The sequence below is a fragment of the Natronincola peptidivorans genome (genome assembly GCF_900111615.1).
GTDB classification, from domain to species: domain Bacteria; phylum Bacillota; class Clostridia; order Peptostreptococcales; family Natronincolaceae; genus Natronincola_A; species Natronincola_A peptidivorans.
In genome coordinates this window covers 44,902-66,624 of sequence record NZ_FOHU01000001.1, presented here as the reverse complement: position 1 = coordinate 66,624, position 21,723 = coordinate 44,902, and the positions used below count along the sequence as shown (strand labels likewise).

The window sequence follows — 21,723 nt, the reverse complement described above, 5'->3', positions numbered from 1 at the left end:
TCCCCCTTTAAATTTTGAACAAACCAACAATTATATCAAATACTTTATTTAAGTTGTTATTAGAAGCCACATGATAGGTAGGATTTTCTTCTATTTTGCTGCTAAGTTGACTAGAAAGCTCAGCTACTTCTGCGGGATGAACATGAATATAGAGGATCTGTTCTGGTGAAGGATATTGCATATCTAATCTATCTATTGCTTCACTCTCAATCCATCTAGATTTTGAAACCTTTTCTGCTTCAACTCTCAACTTTTCCTTTTGAGTATGCAGTTGTTCTAATTGTGTATTTAGATGATTTACTCTATACCTTGTCTCAGTAATAACGGCAAATCTAGTTAATAACATCAAACTTAAGGAAAGCGCAGCAATAATACCAATGCTTACTACAATTTTTTCAAATCTGTAGCTTCTTTTTGGTTTAGGCTTTTTAAACTGCTGTTGCTGTTGTTGTTCTTGAGGTTGAGCATAATCATATTTTTTCCGTGCTACTACCAAATCTATTCATCCCCCTTTCTTAATATTCTTATCCTTTATCATCTTACGCTTTTTCGGCTACTCTCAATTTTGCACTTCTTGATCTGGGATTAATCTCTAGCTCCTTTTCTGTAGGTACAATAGGCTTTCTAGTAATAATTTGTAGTTGCTTTGTATTCCCACATTGACAGATGGGGAATTGAGGTGGACATGTACAGGGATCATTTAACTCTTTAAAAATATTTTTTACAATTCTATCTTCTAAAGAGTGAAATGTAATAATACATATACGTCCCCCTTGTTTTAGATATTTAGTGGCGGTCTTGATTGTTTCTCCTATAACATCTAGTTCCTCATTTACTTCAATCCTAATGGCTTGGAAGGTTCTTTTGGCTGGGTGCCCCCCTTCTTTTCTAGCACCTTTAGGAATGGCTTTTTTTATTATATCTACAAGCTCATAGGTAGTATTTATCTCTTGATTTTTTCTGTGTTCTACAATAAACTGGGCTATTCTTTTACCCCATTTTTCTTCCCCATATTTCCATATAATTTTTGATAATTCTTCTTCTGAGTACTGATTAACTACATCTTTAGCAGTATAGGATTTTCTTATATCCATTCGCATATCCAACTGGGCATTATGCATGTAAGAAAAACCTCTTTCTGCTTCATCTAATTGATGGGAAGATACGCCTAAGTCCAGTAAGATTCCGTCTATACCATCAATTTCTAAATCATTTAAAATCATCTCTAAATTTCTAAAATTATTATGTACTAATTTAATATCACATGGGTAACCCTTTAGCTTTTCAGTTGCTGCCTTAATAGCATTTTTATCTTGGTCTATACCTATTAGCAAAGCATTTTCATTCAATTTTTTTGCTATTTCTGCTGTATGTCCAGCGCCACCTAAGGTCCCATCTATGTAGACACCTTCGCTTTTTATATTTAAACCTTCTATGCATTCCTCTAATAAGACTGATACATGTTGGAAATCCATTTTATCACCTTCATATCTATATTCCTAACTCCTGCATCTTGACAGCAATTTCATCATAGCTCAAATTAGCGTCATTATTGTATTGATTCCATTGATCAAGACTCCATATTTCTAATCGAGTAGCAACCCCTATAATTATTGCTTCTTTTTCAAGGAAGGCATGTTCTCTCAAATTATTGGGTATTCTTATTCTTCCCTGATTGTCCAATTCACATTCTGTTGCTCCTGCGAAAAAAAACCTTACAAAAGCTCTAGCGTCTCTATTGGTCATAGGAAGTTGTTTTAATTTGTTTTCTAATATTTTCCATTCCTCTAAAGGGTATACAAATAAACAGTTATCTAAGCCTTTTGTCACAATAAAGTGCTCTCCTAATTCTTCTCTAAACTTAGAAGGAACACTTAGTCTACCCTTTGTATCAATTGAATGGTTATATTCACCAATAAACATTTTCATCCCACCTTAGGGAAACTCCCCCACTTTATACCACTTTTCACCACTTTTTATATTATTTCTATAGATTTTTGTAAAATCCTTCTAATTAGCGAAAAAAATTTTTTATAGTACTCTGGTTCTACAATAGATTCAATACAAAAAGAACTGTCACAGCTAAATGACAGTTCTTTTTAAAATGAAGCACCCTTTTCAATTATACTAAACTCGCAATTTCATTATATTCTTTGCTATTTATTATTTTTTAATAGTTTCATAAAAATCAATGCTCCCACAATAGTGATGATACTGATCACCTGTGCAGTTCTTAATGGACCTATCATTAAACTATCGATTCTAAGTCCCTCAATAAAAAATCTTCCGATAGAGTATAGGATTAAATAATACAAAAATATTTGCCCTCTAAATTTTTTCTTTTTAGTATAGTACAATAGAAATGCAAATACTCCAAAATTCCATATTGACTCATATAGGAAGGTGGGATGCACCATCGTTCCCTCTATTTCTATTGCCCAAGGCAAGTCAGTGGGTCTACCATAAGCCTCTTGATTAAAAAAATTACCCCATCTTCCTATTGCTTGTCCTAGGATGATGCTGGGAGCGCAGATATCTGCCAGCTTCCAAAATGAGATTTTTTTGTATTTACAAAAAAGGTAACCTGCTAAAACTCCTGCAATCACACCACCGTGGATGGCCAATCCCCCTAATCTCATTCGTAAAATATGACTTAGGTTCTGTCCATAATAATCCCACTTAAAAATAACATAATATAATCGCGCCCCTACTACTGCTGCCGGAACCGCAATAAGGGCAAGATCTAAAATAACATCTTCATACAAATTTTCTTTTTTTGCTCTAATGGTGGCGACAAAAATACCCATAAAAATACCAATCGAAATAATAATACCATACCAAGCTACTGCAATACCAAAAACTCTAAAAGCTATTGGGTCCATACTTATCATCCTTTGCTCTATTTTTTCTCTGTCTATTTCATTTATCTGAAGTAAATTATAGTTAACTTTCCTATAAAAGTCAAACTAGAGATTTAACAATTGTATTCTATTTAATAATTCTCTAGCTATGTCATCATTATAAATCCATGGATTAAGAGAATAAACCTCTACTGTATAAGGCGTCTCTATTGATTTAATTATTTTCTCCATTTTAAGCTGATTGGCAATACTATGTAAACTAGTTGTTGATGGAACTAAAATAATCTCTGCAACTCCATACTCCATAAGCTTTTCAATCTCATCTTTAACATTTCTTTTATTAAAAGCCGTAAGACGTATTTTATTATTATTATATCCATCCCTTACAAGTAAATCCTTTACTTTTTCTCTAAATAATAAATCCTGTTTAATATATGGAAAATTATAGTTACTCTTTGTTATTTCTTCACCTACTAATAGAATACCAATGTTGTATTTATGTTCACTAGCTTTAGATTTATTGATTTCACTTGCAAAGGATCTAGCTATCGTATCGCTATTCCATAATGGCTGTGTTATATATACTTCAGTCCTATATTGTTGAAGATTTATTCTTTTTATTTCTTCTTGAAGGTTTATATAGTCTGTGGATTCCGTTAGAAACATCGGACAAAATATTATTTTTTGGTTTCCATCACGTATAATTCTATTCATAGTTTCCTGTAAATAAGGTGTCTTCGATACATACGCATTATACACATTGTATTTATCTCCCAACTCTTCTTCCATTAAACGCTTTAATCTTGAACTGAAATATTCTTCCCATTGAGTATTTGCTTTTTCATAGCTGATTTTTTCTCTAAATAGTTTAAGTGGCATCCATAGGATTTCCCATAATTTCATGTTATTTGTGTAATTTCTTGATGCCAAAGAAATGTCGTAGGTACTAGGTTCTCCTGAGAATATCAACACGATTGCTGATTTATTTGTAGGTACATAATTTTTACCCACATAAATTTCTTCAATTGGATGCTGCAGGTTCATTAATAAGAGCATTACTACAATATAGCCTAAAATCATGCCTTTAAAAGTATTTCTCCAATAATTCCATTTACTTATCTGTTTATACTCTTTAAAGAGCACCCCCACTAAAATAGCACCTGTAATCCAAAAAATTCTTTCTAATAAGCCATTCGTAATGAAAGCTATTAATACTACTATTGTCAGAAACATAGATACCAAAATTGTACTCATATTCTCCATCCTTTATAGGTTTCTATTAAGCTTTTCTTCTATAATAGTATGAAAAATAACTCTATAAAATGAATAAAGATAGAGTCAAGCTCCATCTTCATTCATTTTATGCTATGCTTTAGGAGTAATTCTTCTAAAGATTTCTTCTATTTCACGTCCAAATCCGCTTAAAGGTCTTCCTCTTCCAGCTTCCCTAGCAATACTTTCTATCCTGCTAAATAAATCTGGATCTGCGGTAACTGCTACTCTGTCAATATGTCTATCTGCTTCTTTTACTGTCTCCTCAATCCTTTTTTCCACATCCCTATCAATTTCTTCTCTGTCTCTATCCGCCAGTGTTACACCTACTAGTGCAGTATTCTCTGAAATAACAACAGTAGCACTTCGTACTTCCTCTAATCTAACTACTTCATTTACTATTCTATCGGCCCTAATCATCAAATCCTGTTCCATTTCTACTGGTTGCATATTTCTGGGTGCAGTTCTATCATCTTCAGGATCTCTCATCTCTCGTACTGTTCCATCATCTGCTTGTTCTCCAGGTACAGGTGCTGGTGGTGCTTCCTCCGGCACTGGTCTTCTAGCTGGTCTGCATCCGGTAATAGCCATAGCTATAATGAGGAAGATACAAATGATTAATAGAAGCTTTTTATTTTTCAAATTATCACCTCCTAGTTATATTTTCTCTCTAGGTGCTTTTTTTATTTAGCTACTTTTTTCAAAAAATCTCATTGTTTTACAGCCCCCAAAAAATAAAGTCTTATATCTTCAATATAGGACTTTATTTTTTAGTTCTTATACTTATTGACGAGGGGGCATATCTCTAGGCACCGTTGGATCTTCTTCAGGTGTCCTTACATCTCCTTCTGGTATTGCCTCTCTAGGTTCCCGTGGCGTTATTGGTTCTGCTGGTTGCCCTGGAGCAGGTGCAACAGGATCACGCACTCCCGGTTGTGTTTCTTGAGGAACAGGATCTGGTACTGGTCTTTCAGCTGGTCTGCAACCACTAATCGTCATTGCTAAAATTAGAAAAATACAAATCGTTAATAAAAGCTTTTTATTTTTCAAATTATCACCTCCTAGATATATTTTCTCTCTAGTGGGTGCTTTTATTTAAACAATTTTTTCATTTGTTCTCAAAGTTTGCTAAATTAATTCCACAAATTACACTATTTAAACAACTAAGATTGAAGCTGTAAAGCAATTTCACGTGGAGTTTTAAATAAATTTAAGCCTATGTTCTATAGAACATAGGCTTAAATTTAATATCCATTATTATCTTCTTCTAAACCTTTCACTATGCTGACAGAAGCACTTGCACCAAGTCTTGTAGCGCCTGCTTCAATCATAGCTTTGGCTTTTTGAAAATCTCTTATACCTCCAGAAGCCTTTACTCCAATTTCTGGTCCGACAATTTTTCTCATCAGCTTAATATCTTCCACTGTGGCTCCTCCTGTACTGAAGCCTGTTGAAGTTTTTACATAATGAGCCCCTGCAGCTTTAGCAATTTTACATGCTGTTATTTTTTCTTCCTCACTTAATAAGGCTGTTTCAATAATAACTTTGACAAGAGCATTATCTGATGCCGCTTCAACAACAGCCCTTATGTCTTTAAACAAATAGTCTTCATTTCCACTTTTTAATGCACCTATGTTGATAACCATATCAATTTCATTGGCACCTTTTTCTATTGCATTCTTTGTCTCAAAAGCTTTTGCTTCTATTGATGAGGCTCCCAAAGGAAAACCTACAACAGAGGTTACTTTCACCTCAGTTCCTTTTAATGCTTCTGCAACATATGCTACATTACAACTATTAACGCAAACAGAATACAACCTATATTCCTTCGCTTCATTACATATCTTTTCTATGTCCAACTGAGTAGCATCTGCATTTAAGATTGTATGATCTATGTATTGACCAATATTCATATCTTTTCTCACCTATCTTATTCAGTAATTAGTTCTACTAATTCACCATTTTTTATTCCTGCAGCATTTCCTTCATCAATATCTACATGCATTTCTAAGGCAAATGTTGGATGTACTCTTACTAATACATTTTCAAATACAACTGCTCTCTCTCCAGTAGTTCTTACTTTTACTCTTTGTTTATCTTCTACCCCAAATTTTTCTGCATCATCTGTATGCATATGAATATGTCTAGAAGCGGCTAATACACCTTCTTTTAATTGTACTTCTCCTTTTGGTCCTACAATTTTTACTGCCGGACTTCCTGCCACATCCCCAGAGTCTCTCACAGGTGGTGTTACACCTAAAACGAATCCATCTGTCAATGATATTTCAATTTGTGTGTTAGGTCTAGCTGGTCCTAAAACCCGAACTCCCTTTAATGTGCCTTTAGGTCCTACTAAGTCAACTTTTTCTTGTGCTGCAAATTGTCCAGGTTGAGATAAATCTTTAAATTTATTTAACTCATAGCCTTCACCAAATAATATTTCGATATGCTCTTGGCTTAAATGAAGATGACGATTTGATAATGCGATTGGTAGCTTCTTTTCTCCCATCATAATTCCTCCTTGTTAAATAAATGTCAATATGGTTTTTGTTTATTCTTCATCCTCATTATACGATTTTTATATAAAAAAATCAAATATCTCCTAAGATTATCCTCTTTTTTAATTGCATGGGAAATACTGATATAGAGATTGTTATCTTTTTCTCGTCTACAAGCTTTGAAATAGGTCTTGTACCTCTATTTTATCTTCTTGGATTTTCCTTTTATTGTTATAGTCAATAATGAATGTAGTCAACGCTAAAAACATAGTAATACCTGCAAAAATCATGTAATAAACTGTATAAGGAGTATAAAAAGCCGCTATGCTAAGATAGATGGTTAATAGAAAGTATCCTTTTATTTTCTTACTAGACAAAGCAGCGGTTTTATATCTTGACCAATTTTTCTTTTTTTTACTTATTTGGTTTTCTATAGCTTCATCTATTTCTTCTTCAGGTGGTAACATTTCAGTAGTTTCTATTATGTTTAACAGTTTATCTTTGTTTAATAATAATAACCTATAGTTTTCACTTAAATGCTCTATAAAAACATTGCAATCATGGGTGAAATCAGAAGTTGTAACTATAATTCCTTTTTTTATATCATATGCTGTTAACTGACACACAAATTCTTTTAGTTCTTTTAATTCAACATCAAAATCATTCTTGTATACATAACAACCAATTAAAATATTATTATCGTTGTGAGAGGCTTGTAGCAATATAGATTTATGGTGATTATCAATAGATTGTATATTAGCAAAGCCAACTTTCTCAAAAACCTTTGTCATATATTCCTTCATCTCTTCTTCTGTTTTGTTTAATATCTCTTTATATACTCTCTGATGAGCAATAATTTTTCTTTTTTCTTTTTTGTAACCCATCAATCTTTTATTTCTAATTGGTATCGAAATAATATGATACATAGTTAATGCCATTGCTGATGCTAAGACAGAAATATATAATGTAAACCCCCTCAAATATACTGATAACAACACAGCAAAAAATATTATTATTCTAATTAGCACATAATCTATGATTTTAGCTACATCACTTCTTTTATCTTCTTTACTGCTATAATAGAAGGCTTTAAATCTTCTACTGTTTGAACGATTCCTTTTATACTCTTTGTACTTTTCCTTAAAGGTTTGTAAAAAGCTTTGTATTTTTTTCAAAGTGATTCCCTCCTCACTAATGATTTTTTCCAAAAAAAACCATAGTATTCTTAAACTATGGTTTTTTATTCTAATTCTTCTACATTGTTTATTATATTGTTTATTCCTACTTCATCAACATTAATCATTTTAACAAATTGATTATAGGAGGGAATGCTTATATTTCCCCTCATATTATGGGCTAAATACTCTTTATTTTTACTAGAATATATGATTACATCTATAGGCTCATTTGCTTGGTCTATGGTGGTTACCCTATATCCTTGTTTTTTTAATAGCTCTGCCGTTTCGTGAAGGCCCTCTTGGACGGCTATTAATTTACTTTTCATATGTTTAACCTCCTTGGCTTTTAAAATGAATAGTCAAAAACAAAAACCTTCCTAAATTGTTTTTAAGAAGGTTTAATAAGTTAGGATTTAAGCCATTGCTTTTTCTAATTTATCTAAATGCTGAAGTGGAAAGCTTTGTAGTAATTCTTTAAACTGTTCAACTGTTAATCCTTGGGTTGTTGTATATATTTCTATTTTTCCATCTACATCTGCTTGCAAAAAACGTTGCTTTATTTCTTGAAAGTTAACAGCACCATTCATTATTAAAATCCTCCTTAACTTTGGATTTAATAATAGTATGGAGCATTTATCTTCTAACTATACGAAGTTTTTTATTCTATAAATAGATTTCTTTTTTTAATGTGGCAATGTATGGTAGATTTCTATATTGTTCTGCATAATCAATGCCATAACCAACGATAAATTCATCTGGTATTTCAAAGCCAATATAGGCTATATCTAAATCACATTTTCTTTTGGACGGTTTATCTAATAGTGTGCATATTTGTAGACTCTCTAGTTTTCTTGATTTCAAATTTTCCGTAATATATTTTAAAGTCAAACCGGTATCTACAATGTCCTCTATAATTAATACATGTTTGTTTTCTATCTCTAGATCTAAATCCTTTAATATCCTTACCACACCTGAGCTCTCTGTAGAAAGTCCATAACTAGATACTGCCATAAAATCAATATAAAGTGGGATATTAATCTTTCTAATTAAATCTCCTAAAAAAATATTTGCACCCTTTAAAACACCAATGATGATTAGTTCTTTACCTTCATAATCCTCGGTAATCTTCTTACCCAATTCTTCAACTTTCTTAGCTATTTTTTCTTTAGTAAATAGTATCTCTTTAATATCATCTTTCAGCATCTTTCTTCAGCTCCTCTGACTTACAGTATCTATTTTTTAAACTCTACGTATTTTAGCTGACTTTCTAGATATCTTGCAATAGTATAAATGGTATCCGACAAACGGTTAACATATTTGATCAATACAGGGTTTACATTTACTTCTCTGTTCAAAGTCAAGATTCTTCTTTCTGCTCTGCGGCATATGGTCCTAGCTACATGTAGACTTGCAGAGGCTTTATTGGTGCCTGGTATGATAAATGCATTGACTTCTTCAATCTTAGCAAGATATTCATCAATAATATTTTCTAAAAAATCCACATGCTCTTTAGCAATCTTCTCAGGAAATTTTTCTCTATCTTCTGTAGCCAATTCCCCTGCTACATCAAATAGTTCTCTTTGAATCCTATAAATAATATCAATAATTTTTTCATCCTCAATAAAATTTCTAGCAAAGCCTAATGTAGAATTTAGTTCATCAATGGTTCCATAGCTTTCTACTCTAATATCATCTTTTTTAATTCTTTTTCCATCATATAAACTAGTTTCTCCAGTATCACCTGTTTTAGTATAAATCTTCATAAATAACCCTCCTGATAAAAGTCTATTTGTATAATATATACCTTTTCTCCAACTTTTTACACCCTTTTAACGCTATATTAAAATATTTATATGTTTATAAATAAAGCTGGAAATTGCGCAACAGACTATATATTACTACTATTTAGGAGGCATTACTGTAGCTATACCATCTAAAACAACAACACCCTCTTGATTGGTACAGGTAGTTTTTAGCTTGACTCGATTTCTTTCTTCTTTTTTTTCTATGACTTCTGCTTCCGCTTTAATTGTATCACCAAATTTTACTGGTGCTAAAAATTTCAGTTCCTGCCCTAAATAAATGGTTCCTGGTCCAGGAAGGTACATACCTAGTATCGTAGATATTAATCCAGCTGTCAGCATACCATGAGCAATTCTTTCTTTAAACATAGATTCCTTCGCCATTTCCTCATTAATATGAGCTGGATTTAAGTCCCCAGTAATCCCCGCATATAAGTATACATCTGTTTCCGTGATAGTTTTTTGAAAACTTGCTTTGTCACCAACACTTATTTCTGTTATCTTTTTACCAATCATGATAAAACCTCCTCCTTATATATTAATTTCTTTTTTAGATATAGTACTTGATATACTACTTATAGGTACAATATTATTAAGCTCAGTTATACCTTCTTCATTCATGGTATTTTTCCTTTATAAAAATAAATTTGACCTAAAGAGTTTTTTCTTTACTGAATTATAGCTTAAATATACCCTGATGTACTAAGAAGTATCAGCTTTTTTTCAATAAACATATATACATACGAATATAACCCCTGAATACTTTGTATTAATATTATGAATGTGATAATCTAAAATAGTATACTATATTTTGTTGAGGTGTTTCATACTATGGATTCTTCAAAAATTGTAGAAATATTTAAGGTCAAGGCGAAGAAAAAATCTTCTGCTCATCCATTATTAAAATCTTCAGTGTTGGTTCCTATCATTGAAGTAAAGAATGAACCTCATATATTATTTCAGGTTCGTTCTTATGATATGAAAACGCAGCCAGGTGAAATATGCTTCCCTGGAGGCAAAGTGGAAAAAAATGAGACTCTTCAGCAATCAGCCATTAGAGAGACTGTTGAAGAATTAAATGTTTCCCAGGATCATATTGAGGTCATTGGAAAACTAGATCCTATTGTTACTACCTTTAATATGATTATTTACCCTTTTTGTGGTGTTCTTCACAACTTGGATCTACAAACAATTCACTTTAATGAAAAAGAAGTAGATTCTCTTTTTACAGTACCCATTAAGGATTTGCTGAGTCAAAAACCCCTGGTCCATAAATTAAAAATAGATACCATTCCTGATGAGAGCTTCCCCTTTCATCTTATTCAAAACGGTGATAGCTATCGTTGGAGAGTTAATGATTATTATGTATACTTCTATATCTATAAGGATTATGTTATTTGGGGAATTACTGCAAAAATATTGAAGAATTTTTTGGATATCTTATCTGACTAATAGTTCAGCACCTGTTACTGTTCTCCAACAGGTGCTGTTGCTATATTGGCTCTAAAATAATTCTCTAGTTCCCTTGCTATTCTATTATTTATAACAAAGTAATAACCTTCAAGATAAATAAATTCATTATTCATCAAGCCATAAATATCCTCGCTGTTGGTAAAATAAAAGTTTATTGGACCTATAATTTCACTACTCTGATTTGTCTCCAATTCTTCCTTTATTGTATAAGTGAAAAAGCTATCCACTAGATTAATGATTTTTTCTCTCTCCTGTATCATCCCAATTGTATTATTCTCAGTATCCTTTAACTCTATAGCTGTAGCCTCCAATAATCTTTCCCTTAATTGATCACTTTCCAAAAACTGGTTTACCTCTACTATAGGTGTATAATTTATATCTTCTTCTGTTTCATTAGCTTCTGTTTGGTTTGTCGGGTCTTGTATCTCATCTGCTGTGCAACCAATTAGAGAAAGCATAAGTGTTACAATTATTATAAATATTATTCTCATCTTCATATGCTTCACCTTCCTCTATTCTTATAATTCATTATAGCATATATTCCCATGCTTATGCATAGGAATGGTACCCTACTAATAAGGTATTTACACCTATATAGGTAAACAAAATAGCTATAAAGCCTAAAATCGCAAACCATGCAGCTTTTTTATTTTTCCAGCCCTTTGATAATCTTACATGCAAATAAATTGCATAGATAATCCAGGTTATAAAAGACCAGGTTTCCTTTGGGTCCCACTGCCAATACCTTCCCCATGCTTTTTCTGCCCATATAGCGCCACTAATAATCACCACTGTCAGCATAATAAACCCTAATGCTATAGCTCGATAGCTTATCATGTCTAGGATCTCAAAATTAGGAATATACTCTTTGATAAAACCATCCTCTTGGAACCTATCTCTGATTAAAAACATAATAGATATGCCGCAAGCGATGGCAAAAGCTCCATAGCTAAAAATTGCTGTACTAACATGGATAGTAATCCAATTGCTTTGTAATGCTGGCATCAAAGGTCTTATATCTCTTGTTTGCAACGCAGCATAGAAGCCTACTAAAAGAATAATAGGAGTAACAAAGGTCCCCAACGCCTTAAATCTATACTTCCATTCGAATCCAACAAAGCTTATAGCAATTCCCCATGCAAAGCTGGTAGCAAATTCGTATTGATTAGCCAATGGCAACCTACTGGCCATTACAGTTCTACTCGATAAAGCTATGGTATGAAAAAGGATTCCAACCTTTACTAAAAGACTACCATAGGAAGAAAATTTTTCATTTCGCAGCATAAAAAAGATAAAATAGCATACCATTGATAAACTATAAAAAACTAATGTTGCAACAAAGCTATGTCCCTCATCCAGCATATTATTCCTCCTTTTGATTAAAACCAATATCTTTTATGCTTTGATTATTGCCAAAAATCTGTAAAATATTATCATTTTTAATAATCACTAGTTCCTTTGGTCTTCTATAAAAACATAAATAAAGTCCTAGTATCAATAATAAAGAGCCTATCAATACACCTAGTTTCCCTTTCATTTTATTTACCTGAAAATAAGTATATCTTTGAGGGTTGTTAAAGATAAAAGTAAACTCATTCCATTGAATAGCTTCTCCCATTGCAGCTACATTCATAGCCATCCTTTCTCCTCTAAAAAATATTGAATATAGTACCCTTGGATTATTGAGTTGGTTTGATAGATTGATGATCCCTCTGTCATTGAATAAAAAGTCAGGATAAAACCTAGTAAATTGGATAAGCACTTGGGAGTTTTCATCCATAATGGATGTAGACTCATAGAAAATATCTTCTTTAATCAACTCTTCCTCCCTAAAGATTTTTATATCCGTTGCCCAACCTGTAGCAGTTTGATAAAAGGCATATCCTTGATACCGCATAGGATTATTTACATAGATTTCTTCTGTTTTTATAAAATCTCCATCCTGCTGTTTCAAATCTACCTGAGAAATATATTGTTCTACAGTACCATCCTCTCTATACTGGATGTTGAAATCATTGATTTCTATGCGATAAGCTGTTCCTAGAACCTCTTTAGCTTCCCCTGGGACACCATATACATTTGTAGTAAAATACGTTAGTTGCCCATATCCATAAAACACAATCGTCAATAGTATGCCGGTATGAATCAACCAAGAACCTAAATAACTAATGGAATTTTTTTTGCTATAATATACTATTTTATTATTTTTCTTTTCAATCCTATTAAACCTTTTAAAACCATACTCTTTGAAAACCTTAATTATACTATCCTTATCCAAGCTTTCATCCTGAGTTTTCTTATCTAATTTTTCTAGGGTTTTATAATCTGGGATTTCCTTTATTTTCTTTAGTATTGAACTTAGCCTTGAAATACTGCATAAAAACAGATTTAAGCATAAGGCCCCAAATAATACAATAAAATAAAAAGAATGATAAATATCGTCCATCTTTAAAACTAGTATTGCCTTAGTCTTGTTTGGGGAATAATGATTATGATAAAAAGCTACATCTCTCCCTTGTGGTATAAAGGAACCAATAATAGAAAGCACTCCTAATGCACCTAATAAAACTAAACCAAATCTCATTGACTTTAGAAAAGAGATCAGTCTATTGAAAGTGTTGCCAGTATCCCTCATTTTATCACATCCCTACATTTCTCTTTTTTGTGTTCTCAAAATTCTTTAACATTATTTTAGAGGATTTACCTTTTTCTCTCAGAAGCTATGTCTTTCTGAGATTCTATACAAATTTAGCTTCTTCTATACATAAAATCAATCACTACCAACTTTAGTATTATTCCATTGTTGGTAGTGATTGATTTTATAGTTTATATCTATTCCTGTTCTGCTAATAAATCTAAAGCCTCCTGAGCAAATTCCTTTGCTTCCTCTAATGCTTTTCTTGCTTTAGAGGCATTATGAAACCCTGTCGAATTCTCTACCATTACAAAATCCCAACGATACTGTGCCCTGCGATGTAAGGTTTGTAGCTGTTGAACCACATCCTGTTCCATTGTTCTTTCATCTAATGCTGCGGCAAAATCTTCTATCAGCTTTACTAGCATATCACTAACCTCTACCTGCATTTCATCTATCTCTCGTTGTATATCTTCTGTTTGGGTTATAATTCCCTCGGCATCCTGATGACATTGTCCACAGGATTCTTCTACAGTTTTTAATGGACTCTTTGCCCAATGGGATCTGTAGGTTTCTCCCTCCTCCTCCACCATCGGCATATGACAATCCATACAGCTTATTCTCATTCTATCATGAATACTTCCTGTATACATCTCGAACTCCGGATGCTGTACTTTTATTAAAGGTGTACCTGTTCTTGGATGCTTCCAATCATAGAATCCTCTTTCATCAAAATATGCTTCTATTTCATCGATTTCAATACCATTATCCCAAGGTAAGACAACTTCACCAGTATCAGCATCGAAATAGTATTCTACATGACATTGGGCACAAGCCTGTGTTCCTGCTGGTGGTTCTTCTTCTAGTTTTGTTAGACCAATAGCAAAATGGGGAGCAGTGATATGTACATTTTCACCAGGTTCATTTCTATGACAGGTATAGCAGCTTATAGAGTGCTCTACTCCTTGGACAGTCTCATGAAAATCCATTCTAAATAAGTCTTCTCCATGCTCAACATAGAGCTTTTCGTATTCCCCTGTCTTGCAAGCCAAACAAGAGGCACCTGGCTTTGGCCTGGCGGTATTAATAACGTCCTCTAAAGCATAATAGTGCCCTCTTGCCACATAATATTCTTTTGAAAAGCCTATCCCATCATACAGTATTTTTATATTGGGGTATTTCTCTAAATAATCAGCAGGATGCAACCCTCCTAAGGTACTATCTTCCACTGTAAAATCTCCCATTCTAGAGGTTCTTAGAAAGGATTCATAAATCATGGGATATCTATCTTTCCAGTGAGCAGCATCTACAATCATATCTTCCGGAGCTGGTACATCCCCAAAGGGTATTCTTAATTCTTCTTCTGGAGCTTCTTCCCCTGGTAATTCTTCCTCTTCCCTAGCACAGCCTGTAGTTATAGCCGTCATTCCCATTATCATTATGTAAATTATCCCCCAGCAAATGACTTTTCTCATTATACATTTCTCCTCTCTTCAGTATTATCACTTATTCTTTAGTATTTCTTATATTTTTAATCTTATAAATAATTTTTTTTGTTATTCTACAGCAGCTGTATCTTTTGTAAAAACAAATAATCAAATCTTATCCTTCATATATATTATTGATAACCACTTTTAAAGTTAAATAAGGAGGCAAATATTCATGATTATTCCTTTTCAACCAAACAATCCTACTACAAAAGAACGATATGCCATGATGTCCTTCGCATTAGAGGCTGAGGATCGTATCGTGGACTTTCCCAATATTGTTGAACTACTTAATCCACCACCTGATATCACCAACATTGCACCACCCGGTTCCTGTAAAGGGATCAAGATAGCTGTACTAGGAGGAGGATTGGCTGGTCTCTCTACAGCCTTTGAATTGAGAAAACTTGGTTTTAATACTACTCTATTTGAAGCCCAAGAAGAAAGAATAGGAGGAAGGGTATATACCCATTACTTTGACAAAAAGAAAGGTTTATATGGAGAATTAGGAGCAATGAGATTTCCTGTAAGTCATAATGTCACTTGGCATTATCTAAATCTATTTAAGCTACCTACCCGTCCTTTCGTCCAGACTAATGAGAATGCCTTCATTTATGTTAGAGGAGTAAGGGTGCGAAATGACCCTGAAGGCAGAAATGTTCAAAAATATATCTATCCCCTATTTGATATGACACCAGAAGAAAGAAGGTTATCATGGCAGGAGTTAGAAAGTATAGCCTTTGAGAGATCTTTGATGGCTATTCCTCCAGAGATAAGAAAGGAAATATTACAAATTAAAGAAACTTATTCTCGACAGATTAACCTTGCAGATTATTATAATATCCATCAAATGATGCAGGAGTCTGGTCTCAGTGATGGCTCAATCTCTATGCTAAGCAATGTCAGTCCTTCCATCGGTGCTTTCTTTTATCGTAGTTTTTTTGAGATTCTAGCAGAAATATACGGTATCAATTTTTCCTTTATGTATGAAATTCCTGGTGGAATGGCAAAGTTCCCAAATGCCTTCCTTCATTCATTACTGCAACCATCACCTAAGGATGATTATCCCCATATCTCTCCTAAGGATTTAGGACCTGTTGATCTTAAGATGGGCCACCAAATCATGGGGCTTAGTCAGTGTAGAGGAGACAACACTGTAACTGTTCATTATAGAAGGCAGGGCCAGCCCCACATACAGCATCAAGATTTTGATTTTGTAGTATGTACTCTACCCTTCTCCAGTGTACGCCGTTTACGACTAGATCCACTATTTTCCAGTAGAAAAATGCAGGCTATTAGAATCTTAACCTATATTTCTGCACAAAAAGCCAGTTTTCTATTTAGTGAAAGATTTTGGGAAAGAGGTGGACCTATGGAGAGAATTCTTGGTGGATCTTCTGTTACAGATTTACCTATTAATAGCATATGGTACCCCTCTGATCATGCTGTGATGCTAAGAAAAAAACGTGACTATTATAAAAAAAGTTATCATGATTCCTACGGCTGCAGTTGGGATTTAAACTCGTCCGTCTCTCCCAATGTGCCTGGGGTATTGCAGGCCTCTTATAACTGGGGGCAAGATGCAGTGAGGTTAGGAAATATACCTAAGCCTCTAAATATTTATGATATCACTAGACAGGTAGAGGCTGTAAATGGGCTTTACCCCGGGTCTTTAGATCCGTTATTGTTAGACCATAGAACAGTCCATTGGAACACCGAACCCTGGTTTTGGGGTGCCTTTGCTTTCTATTCACCAAGTGAACATAGACTGTTTTCCAAGGTAGCTATCACTCCTGAATACAACAATAGAGTCTTTTTTGCTGGAGAACATGTTTCTGTCTCAAGAGCCTGGATGCAAGGTTCCTTGCAGACTGGTATGATGGCTGCTAATGATGTAGCTAGGGCCTGTAGAGAAATATTTTAATATGGTACTATAAAGCACTCACATTAAAAAGGACTGTTGAAGAAGCTGATTTAGTCAGCTATCATCCACAGTCCTTTTTAAATATTCTTATTCTCTCCTGAGAAAAGCTACAGCTTTCATCCAGCACCACAGGAAGGAGTTTTACAGGGGGGATCACTTGTATTGCTTTTTACACCAAAGGTAGATATTTGTCTCATTGCACCTTCAGATCCACAATGGGGACATTTTATTTCTTTGTCCATATCTGCCATAGCTCTCAATTCTTCAAATTGACCATTGCATTCCTTACATCTATATTCATAAACTGGCATAGCTTCACCTCCCTCTATCCGCTTTTTCATTGGATTCTATTCTTTTCCTTTATCAATAGAAGCTTTCTATAAATCTATTTTACCATTTTCTAACTATCATTAAAACAAGAGGATTCCTTTTCAACTTGATGAACTCCATCTCTTATCTGCTTCCATTCGTCAGTTGACATAGTGGGAAAACCAGTGCTATACTAAAACAAAATGAATAGCATCATTAGCAGGGGTGTCTTAGGACTGAGAAATGAAATTTATTTCATTAACCCTTGAACCTGATGTGGGTAATGCCACCGTAGGGAGCTAATTATTTCCTTCTGAGTATTATATTCGTGCTATGAATACAAGGATTTATGTCTACCTCCCTAATCAAAAGGGAGGTATTTTTATTTATATAATAAGGAGGCTGTTAATAATGAAGGAATTTGTTAATTGTTTAAAGGCAGTAAAGGCTGACACACCCTTAGTGCAAGCCATCACCAATTATGTTACAATCAATGACTGTGCCAATATTTTATTATCTGTAGGTGCATCTCCTGCCATGTGTGAGGCAGCAGATGAGGCCTATGAATTTAGTCAAATCTCCAGTGCTATCTACTTAAACATCGGTACCTTCACCAAAGAGCAGGAACTAGCAATGCTGCTAGCTGTTAAAGGTGCAGCGAAGAAAAACATACCCGTTGTATTAGACCCAGTAGGCTGTGGCGCCATCCCCAGAAGAATAGAATACATAAACAAGCTAAGAAAATTTGGTAAAATTCATGTTGTCAAAGGAAATCTTGGTGAGATCAAATCTTTATTAGGTGTAAAAAGTAAGGTTAGAGGTGTGGATTCCATCGATGATGGCGAAGATGGTATAGCAGTATGTAAAGAACTAGCAAATCAATGGGATTGTATCGTGGCTGCTACAGGTAAAATAGATATTATTACCGATGGACAAAAGGTTGGTCTAATAAAAAATGGTACGGAAATGCTGACAAAAATAACCGGGGCCGGTTGTATGGTGGGGGCCCTAACGGCTGGATTCTGCGGTGCTAATGATAATCTTCTTGCAGCAACTATGACTAGCCATTTGGTGATGACTTTAGCAGGAGAAAAAGCTGTGGAAGGTAAGGACGGTAATCTACCTGGGAGCTTTAGAATAAAGCTGTTTGATGAAATATCACTGGTAGATGAAAATACCATTTATGAAAGGGGGCAAATAGAATGGCTGTAGATTATAGTTTATATTTGATTACCGACCGTCATTTGGTTGGAACTAAGGATTTTTTTGACTCCATTGCTAAGGCTTTAGAGGGGGGAGTAACCCTTCTACAGGTGAGAGAAAAGGATATCAGTTCTAAAGAATTTTATGATATTAGCTTAAAACTGAAGAAAATAGCACATGCCTATAATGTTCCTTTGATTATCAATGATAGGTTAGACATAGCACTGGCTGTCGACGCAGATGGTCTACATATTGGTCAAAGCGATTTACCAATCGACGTAGTAAGGAAAATCCTAGGTGAAAGTAAAATCTTGGGTTATTCTGTATCTACCATCCAAGAGGCACTTTATGGTCAAAGAATGGCAGCAGATTATCTTGGTGCAGGAGCTGTATTTTCTACAGACAGTAAAGCAGATGCTGGTGAAGCAATTGGACTAGAAGGATTAAAAAAGATAGTAGCGGCTGTTTCTATTCCCGTGGTAGGTATCGGAGGCATCTCCATATCCAACATAAACAAAGTAAAATCTACAGGAGCTGATGGTATTTCTTTGATCTCTGCAATCCTATCACAAGAGGATACCTGCAAAGCAGCAAAGGAGTTGATCTCCCTATGGAAAAAATAAAGCCAGTGTTCTTTGTTGATTTTGACGGTACCATCACAAAGCAGGATGTTTGTGAAACTATCGTAAAAAAATTTGCAGGGGAAGGCTGGGAGGATATCAATAAAAAATGGGAATCTAAAGAACTATCTACTATAGAATGTGCTAGAGAAACTTTTAAGCTTTTTACAAGAACAGATGAAGAAGCCTTTAAGGAAGTCGCCGATACCATACAAATCGATGAAAGCTTTCAAACCTTTGTCTCCTTTTGTAGAGAAAATGATTATAATATCTATATCTTAAGTGATGGTTACGACTATTATATCCAATATATCTTGGATAGAAAGGGTATTTCTCTTCCTTTTTATGCCAATAGATTGATCTTTTCTTCAGAGATAGAGGTTGAAGCGCCTTATCAAGCTGAGGATTGTCAGCTATGTGGGGTATGCAAAACTGCACTAATGAGAAAGTTGAAAAAAAACTATGAGACAGCTGTCTATATAGGCGACGGTTATTCAGATTTTTGTCCTACAAAAACAGCTGATTATGTATTTGCTAAAAATAAGCTATATGATTATTGCTTATCGATAGAGCGTAAGGTTTATCTCTATGAAAGCTTTCAAGACATATTAGATCAAATTCATCTTATTGAAAAGGAGGTTAAAGCATGAAGCATTTATTAACAATTGCCGGCTCTGACTGTAGCGGCGGAGCCGGTATACAGGCAGATCTTAAAACCTTTTCAGCATTGGGAAACTATGGCATGAGCGTGATTACTGCCATCACTGCCCAAAATACCCTAGGGGTGGATGCAGTTGTAGAAATAGACAAAGCTATGGTAAAGGCACAAATAGATGCCATATTTAAGGATATCACTGTGGATGCAGTGAAGGTAGGAATGGTTTCAAACAGTGAAATTATACAGCAAATCACAAGTTCCCTATTGGAATGGAAGCCTCCTGTTATCGTTATCGATCCTGTAATGGTTTCAAAAAGCGGTCATCATTTGTTGCAGCCGGAGGCAAAAAATGCTCTTATCAAAAATCTTCTTCCTATTGCTACAATCGTCACACCTAACATCCCAGAGGCTGAGGTTATCTTAGATAGAAAAATCACTACCATTGAAGCAATGGAAAGGGCCGCCATGGATATCTATAGGCTGGGACCAAAAAGTGTATTGGTAAAGGGTGGTCATTTGTCAGGGGATGCAGTAGATGTTTTTTTTGATGGGGTTGTTATAACAAAACTATCATCTCCAAGAATTCAGAAGAAAAACACCCACGGTACAGGCTGTACACTATCCTCAGCCATCGCCTCCTATCTTGCATCAGAAGAGGATATCATTCTAGCCATTTCTAAAGCGAAGGAATATGTTACAAAGGCCATTGACTGCGGATTAGAGATAGGCAAAGGTGTAGGGCCACTTCATCATTTCCATCCCTTTGTTTCAATCCAGGATAAAAATTCTAAAGCATAATACAGTAGGAGGTAGATAAAATAATAGTCTACCTCCTACTGGTTTGCATTATTATTTGGTTATGGTGCTGCTGTATCCACAGACATTTTACTGTTTTCTACATCTCCTGCCACTATCTCTATTTCTACCACTTCATTTTCTACTGTTAGTGAATGTCTTTTGTCTGGTGTTCTCTCTCCAAAAATCCTGTGATTCCTGCGTTGGTTGGTTTTATGTTGGTTTCCATCAATCATTATGTATGTAGCAGGTAAACTGGATTGGTGATTCTTTATTTCTAATGGAAGATAAGTTAAATCATTACCATCACTGCCATTTTATTAAAGAATAATTTGCTATAATTTTTCATAAAATTACTATTTATTGAAACTTTTAGTAATTTTTTGGTGTATATTATAAGTATAGCCTAAGAGAAAAGGGGGGGAATCCTTTGGAAATCTGTGATGAAAAACTGGTAGACCTTTGTAAATCTAAGGATATGAAGGGCTTTGAGCTATTATATAGTAAATATGAAAAGTATATCTATAGCCTTTGCTATTACTATACCAATTCCAAGGAAGACTCCCTTGATTTGCTGCAGGAGATCTATATCAAGATCTACAAATCTATCAACAGCTTTGATACAAGTAAATCCCTTTTACCATGGCTTAAGAGGATCACCATCAATACTTGCCTCAACTATATAAGGGACAAAAAGAACCCAACAGCATCATTGAATGTTTCTTTAAATGATAAAACTACTGATTATCAGGAGATAATACCAGATCCTAATACAGTGGAGAAAGAGATAGATTTTCTTAGTACAAAGCAGCTTTTAAAAAAGTCTATAGAAGGTCTGCCGGATGAAATGAAGTCGGTTGTCATTCTTCGTCATGTAGAAGATATGAGTTATCAGGCTATAAGTGACGTACTGTCACTGCCAGTTGGCACTGTAAAAACCTATTTGTTTAGGGGTAGAAGGCTTTTGAAGGAAAGCCTTAAAAAACAAGGGGTATGGGAGGTGTAAGG

General features: G+C 34.3%; 28 protein-coding genes and 1 riboswitch. Of the genes, 7 read left to right on the top strand and 21 right to left on the bottom strand.

Going from position 1 to position 21,723, the window contains the following annotated elements; translation table 11 throughout:
- Positions 1–7: 7 nt before the first annotated feature.
- The 15 genes from BMX10_RS00345 to BMX10_RS00275 all read right to left on the bottom strand — a co-directional run bounded on the left by BMX10_RS00345 (position 8) and on the right by BMX10_RS00275 (position 10,127).
- Positions 8–496, bottom strand: coding sequence for a cell division protein FtsL (locus BMX10_RS00345; RefSeq protein ID WP_090437714.1), 489 nt, complete (start codon positions 494–496; stop codon positions 8–10).
- Positions 497–539: 43 nt separating this feature from the next.
- Positions 540–1,475, bottom strand: a complete 936-nt coding sequence (gene rsmH / locus BMX10_RS00340; RefSeq protein WP_090437712.1) for a 16S rRNA (cytosine(1402)-N(4))-methyltransferase RsmH — start codon at positions 1,473–1,475, stop codon at positions 540–542.
- Between the two features lie 16 nt (positions 1,476–1,491).
- On the bottom strand, positions 1,492–1,923 hold the full coding sequence (gene mraZ / locus BMX10_RS00335) for a division/cell wall cluster transcriptional repressor MraZ (RefSeq protein ID WP_090437710.1): 432 nt from the start codon (positions 1,921–1,923) through the stop codon (positions 1,492–1,494).
- A 233-nt stretch (positions 1,924–2,156) separates the two neighbouring features.
- Positions 2,157–2,882, bottom strand: a complete 726-nt coding sequence (gene lgt, locus BMX10_RS00330) for a prolipoprotein diacylglyceryl transferase (protein WP_090437708.1) — start codon at positions 2,880–2,882, stop codon at positions 2,157–2,159.
- Positions 2,883–2,966: 84 nt separating this feature from the next.
- Entirely contained in the window at positions 2,967–4,115 is a 1,149-nt protein-coding gene (locus BMX10_RS00325) for a CbiX/SirB N-terminal domain-containing protein (protein ID WP_090437706.1), read from the bottom strand.
- 111 nt (positions 4,116–4,226) lie between these two features.
- Complete coding sequence (locus tag BMX10_RS00320) at positions 4,227–4,775, bottom strand: YhcN/YlaJ family sporulation lipoprotein (protein ID WP_090437704.1); 549 nt, start codon at positions 4,773–4,775, stop codon at positions 4,227–4,229.
- A gap of 141 nt (positions 4,776–4,916) precedes the next feature.
- Positions 4,917–5,183 carry a hypothetical protein gene (locus BMX10_RS00315; RefSeq protein WP_090437703.1) on the bottom strand — a complete coding sequence of 89 codons (267 nt, stop codon included), beginning with the start codon at positions 5,181–5,183 and terminating at the stop codon, positions 4,917–4,919.
- Between the two features lie 194 nt (positions 5,184–5,377).
- On the bottom strand, positions 5,378–6,046 hold the full coding sequence (deoC, locus tag BMX10_RS00310; protein ID WP_090437702.1) for a deoxyribose-phosphate aldolase: 669 nt from the start codon (positions 6,044–6,046) through the stop codon (positions 5,378–5,380).
- Positions 6,047–6,063: 17 nt separating this feature from the next.
- A complete protein-coding gene (gene pduL, locus BMX10_RS00305) occupies positions 6,064–6,645 on the bottom strand; it encodes a phosphate propanoyltransferase (protein ID WP_334292652.1) in 582 nt (193 codons plus the stop codon).
- A 156-nt stretch (positions 6,646–6,801) separates the two neighbouring features.
- Entirely contained in the window at positions 6,802–7,806 is a 1,005-nt protein-coding gene (locus BMX10_RS00300; protein ID WP_090437700.1) for a restriction endonuclease, read from the bottom strand.
- Between the two features lie 65 nt (positions 7,807–7,871).
- Positions 7,872–8,135: a YkuS family protein gene (locus BMX10_RS00295; protein ID WP_090437699.1), complete on the bottom strand. Its 264-nt coding sequence runs from the start codon at positions 8,133–8,135 to the stop codon at positions 7,872–7,874.
- A gap of 87 nt (positions 8,136–8,222) precedes the next feature.
- Positions 8,223–8,396, bottom strand: coding sequence for a hypothetical protein (locus BMX10_RS17865; protein WP_090437698.1), 174 nt, complete (start codon positions 8,394–8,396; stop codon positions 8,223–8,225).
- Positions 8,397–8,472: 76 nt separating this feature from the next.
- The gene (hpt, locus tag BMX10_RS00285; RefSeq protein ID WP_208976086.1) at positions 8,473–9,012 is read right to left on the bottom strand and encodes a hypoxanthine phosphoribosyltransferase; all 540 of its coding nucleotides are present in this window, start codon (positions 9,010–9,012) and stop codon (positions 8,473–8,475) included.
- A 29-nt stretch (positions 9,013–9,041) separates the two neighbouring features.
- Positions 9,042–9,572, bottom strand: coding sequence for a cob(I)yrinic acid a,c-diamide adenosyltransferase (locus tag BMX10_RS00280; protein ID WP_090437697.1), 531 nt, complete (start codon positions 9,570–9,572; stop codon positions 9,042–9,044).
- A 138-nt stretch (positions 9,573–9,710) separates the two neighbouring features.
- Positions 9,711–10,127 (bottom strand): MaoC family dehydratase, encoded by a 417-nt coding sequence (locus BMX10_RS00275; RefSeq protein WP_090437696.1) that lies wholly within the window; start codon positions 10,125–10,127, stop codon positions 9,711–9,713.
- A gap of 315 nt (positions 10,128–10,442) precedes the next feature.
- On the opposite strand from BMX10_RS00275, the gene BMX10_RS00270 reads away from it, so the two are divergent.
- The gene (locus BMX10_RS00270; protein WP_090437695.1) at positions 10,443–11,063 is read left to right on the top strand and encodes an NUDIX hydrolase; all 621 of its coding nucleotides are present in this window, start codon (positions 10,443–10,445) and stop codon (positions 11,061–11,063) included.
- 14 nt (positions 11,064–11,077) lie between these two features.
- Here the strand turns inward: BMX10_RS00270 and BMX10_RS00265 are convergent, their stop codons facing one another.
- The 4 genes from BMX10_RS00265 to BMX10_RS00250 form a co-directional block, all read right to left on the bottom strand.
- Positions 11,078–11,581 carry a hypothetical protein gene (locus tag BMX10_RS00265; protein ID WP_090437694.1) on the bottom strand — a complete coding sequence of 168 codons (504 nt, stop codon included), beginning with the start codon at positions 11,579–11,581 and terminating at the stop codon, positions 11,078–11,080.
- A 52-nt stretch (positions 11,582–11,633) separates the two neighbouring features.
- Positions 11,634–12,446 (bottom strand): c-type cytochrome biogenesis protein CcsB, encoded by an 813-nt coding sequence (gene ccsB, locus BMX10_RS00260; protein ID WP_090437693.1) that lies wholly within the window; start codon positions 12,444–12,446, stop codon positions 11,634–11,636.
- 1 nt (position 12,447) lies between these two features.
- Positions 12,448–13,719: a cytochrome c biogenesis ResB family protein gene (locus BMX10_RS00255; RefSeq protein WP_090437692.1), complete on the bottom strand. Its 1,272-nt coding sequence runs from the start codon at positions 13,717–13,719 to the stop codon at positions 12,448–12,450.
- Positions 13,720–13,916: 197 nt separating this feature from the next.
- Entirely contained in the window at positions 13,917–15,194 is a 1,278-nt protein-coding gene (locus tag BMX10_RS00250; RefSeq protein ID WP_090437691.1) for an ammonia-forming cytochrome c nitrite reductase subunit c552, read from the bottom strand.
- Between the two features lie 187 nt (positions 15,195–15,381).
- Here BMX10_RS00250 and BMX10_RS00245 point away from each other — a divergent pair, with 187 nt between their 5' ends.
- A complete protein-coding gene (locus tag BMX10_RS00245) occupies positions 15,382–17,130 on the top strand; it encodes a flavin monoamine oxidase family protein (protein ID WP_090437690.1) in 1,749 nt (582 codons plus the stop codon).
- Between the two features lie 116 nt (positions 17,131–17,246).
- On the opposite strand, the gene BMX10_RS00240 is transcribed toward BMX10_RS00245, so the two are convergent.
- Positions 17,247–17,441: an FmdB family zinc ribbon protein gene (locus BMX10_RS00240; RefSeq protein ID WP_090437689.1), complete on the bottom strand. Its 195-nt coding sequence runs from the start codon at positions 17,439–17,441 to the stop codon at positions 17,247–17,249.
- Between the two features lie 209 nt (positions 17,442–17,650).
- Positions 17,651–17,754, top strand: a riboswitch (TPP riboswitch).
- 96 nt (positions 17,755–17,850) lie between these two features.
- Here BMX10_RS00240 and thiM point away from each other — a divergent pair.
- The 4 genes from thiM to thiD are packed head-to-tail and all read left to right on the top strand — an operon-like array spanning position 17,851 to position 20,718.
- Positions 17,851–18,651: a hydroxyethylthiazole kinase gene (gene thiM / locus BMX10_RS00235; RefSeq protein WP_090437688.1), complete on the top strand. Its 801-nt coding sequence runs from the start codon at positions 17,851–17,853 to the stop codon at positions 18,649–18,651.
- Positions 18,642–19,265 carry a thiamine phosphate synthase gene (gene thiE / locus BMX10_RS00230; RefSeq protein WP_090437687.1) on the top strand — a complete coding sequence of 208 codons (624 nt, stop codon included), beginning with the start codon at positions 18,642–18,644 and terminating at the stop codon, positions 19,263–19,265. The genes thiM and thiE overlap by 10 nt, the downstream gene beginning before the upstream one ends.
- The gene (locus BMX10_RS00225) at positions 19,253–19,912 is read left to right on the top strand and encodes an MtnX-like HAD-IB family phosphatase (protein ID WP_090437686.1); all 660 of its coding nucleotides are present in this window, start codon (positions 19,253–19,255) and stop codon (positions 19,910–19,912) included. Before thiE ends, BMX10_RS00225 begins: the two co-directional genes overlap by 13 nt.
- Positions 19,909–20,718: a bifunctional hydroxymethylpyrimidine kinase/phosphomethylpyrimidine kinase gene (gene thiD, locus BMX10_RS00220; protein WP_090437685.1), complete on the top strand. Its 810-nt coding sequence runs from the start codon at positions 19,909–19,911 to the stop codon at positions 20,716–20,718. The genes BMX10_RS00225 and thiD overlap by 4 nt, the downstream gene beginning before the upstream one ends.
- Positions 20,719–20,777: 59 nt before the next feature.
- Here the strand turns inward: thiD and BMX10_RS17860 are convergent, their stop codons facing one another.
- On the bottom strand, positions 20,778–20,951 hold the full coding sequence (locus BMX10_RS17860; protein WP_170834615.1) for a hypothetical protein: 174 nt from the start codon (positions 20,949–20,951) through the stop codon (positions 20,778–20,780).
- Between the two features lie 194 nt (positions 20,952–21,145).
- On the opposite strand from BMX10_RS17860, the gene BMX10_RS00215 reads away from it, so the two are divergent.
- Positions 21,146–21,721 carry an RNA polymerase sigma factor gene (locus BMX10_RS00215; protein ID WP_244272569.1) on the top strand — a complete coding sequence of 192 codons (576 nt, stop codon included), beginning with the start codon at positions 21,146–21,148 and terminating at the stop codon, positions 21,719–21,721.
- Positions 21,722–21,723: the final 2 nt, after the last annotated feature.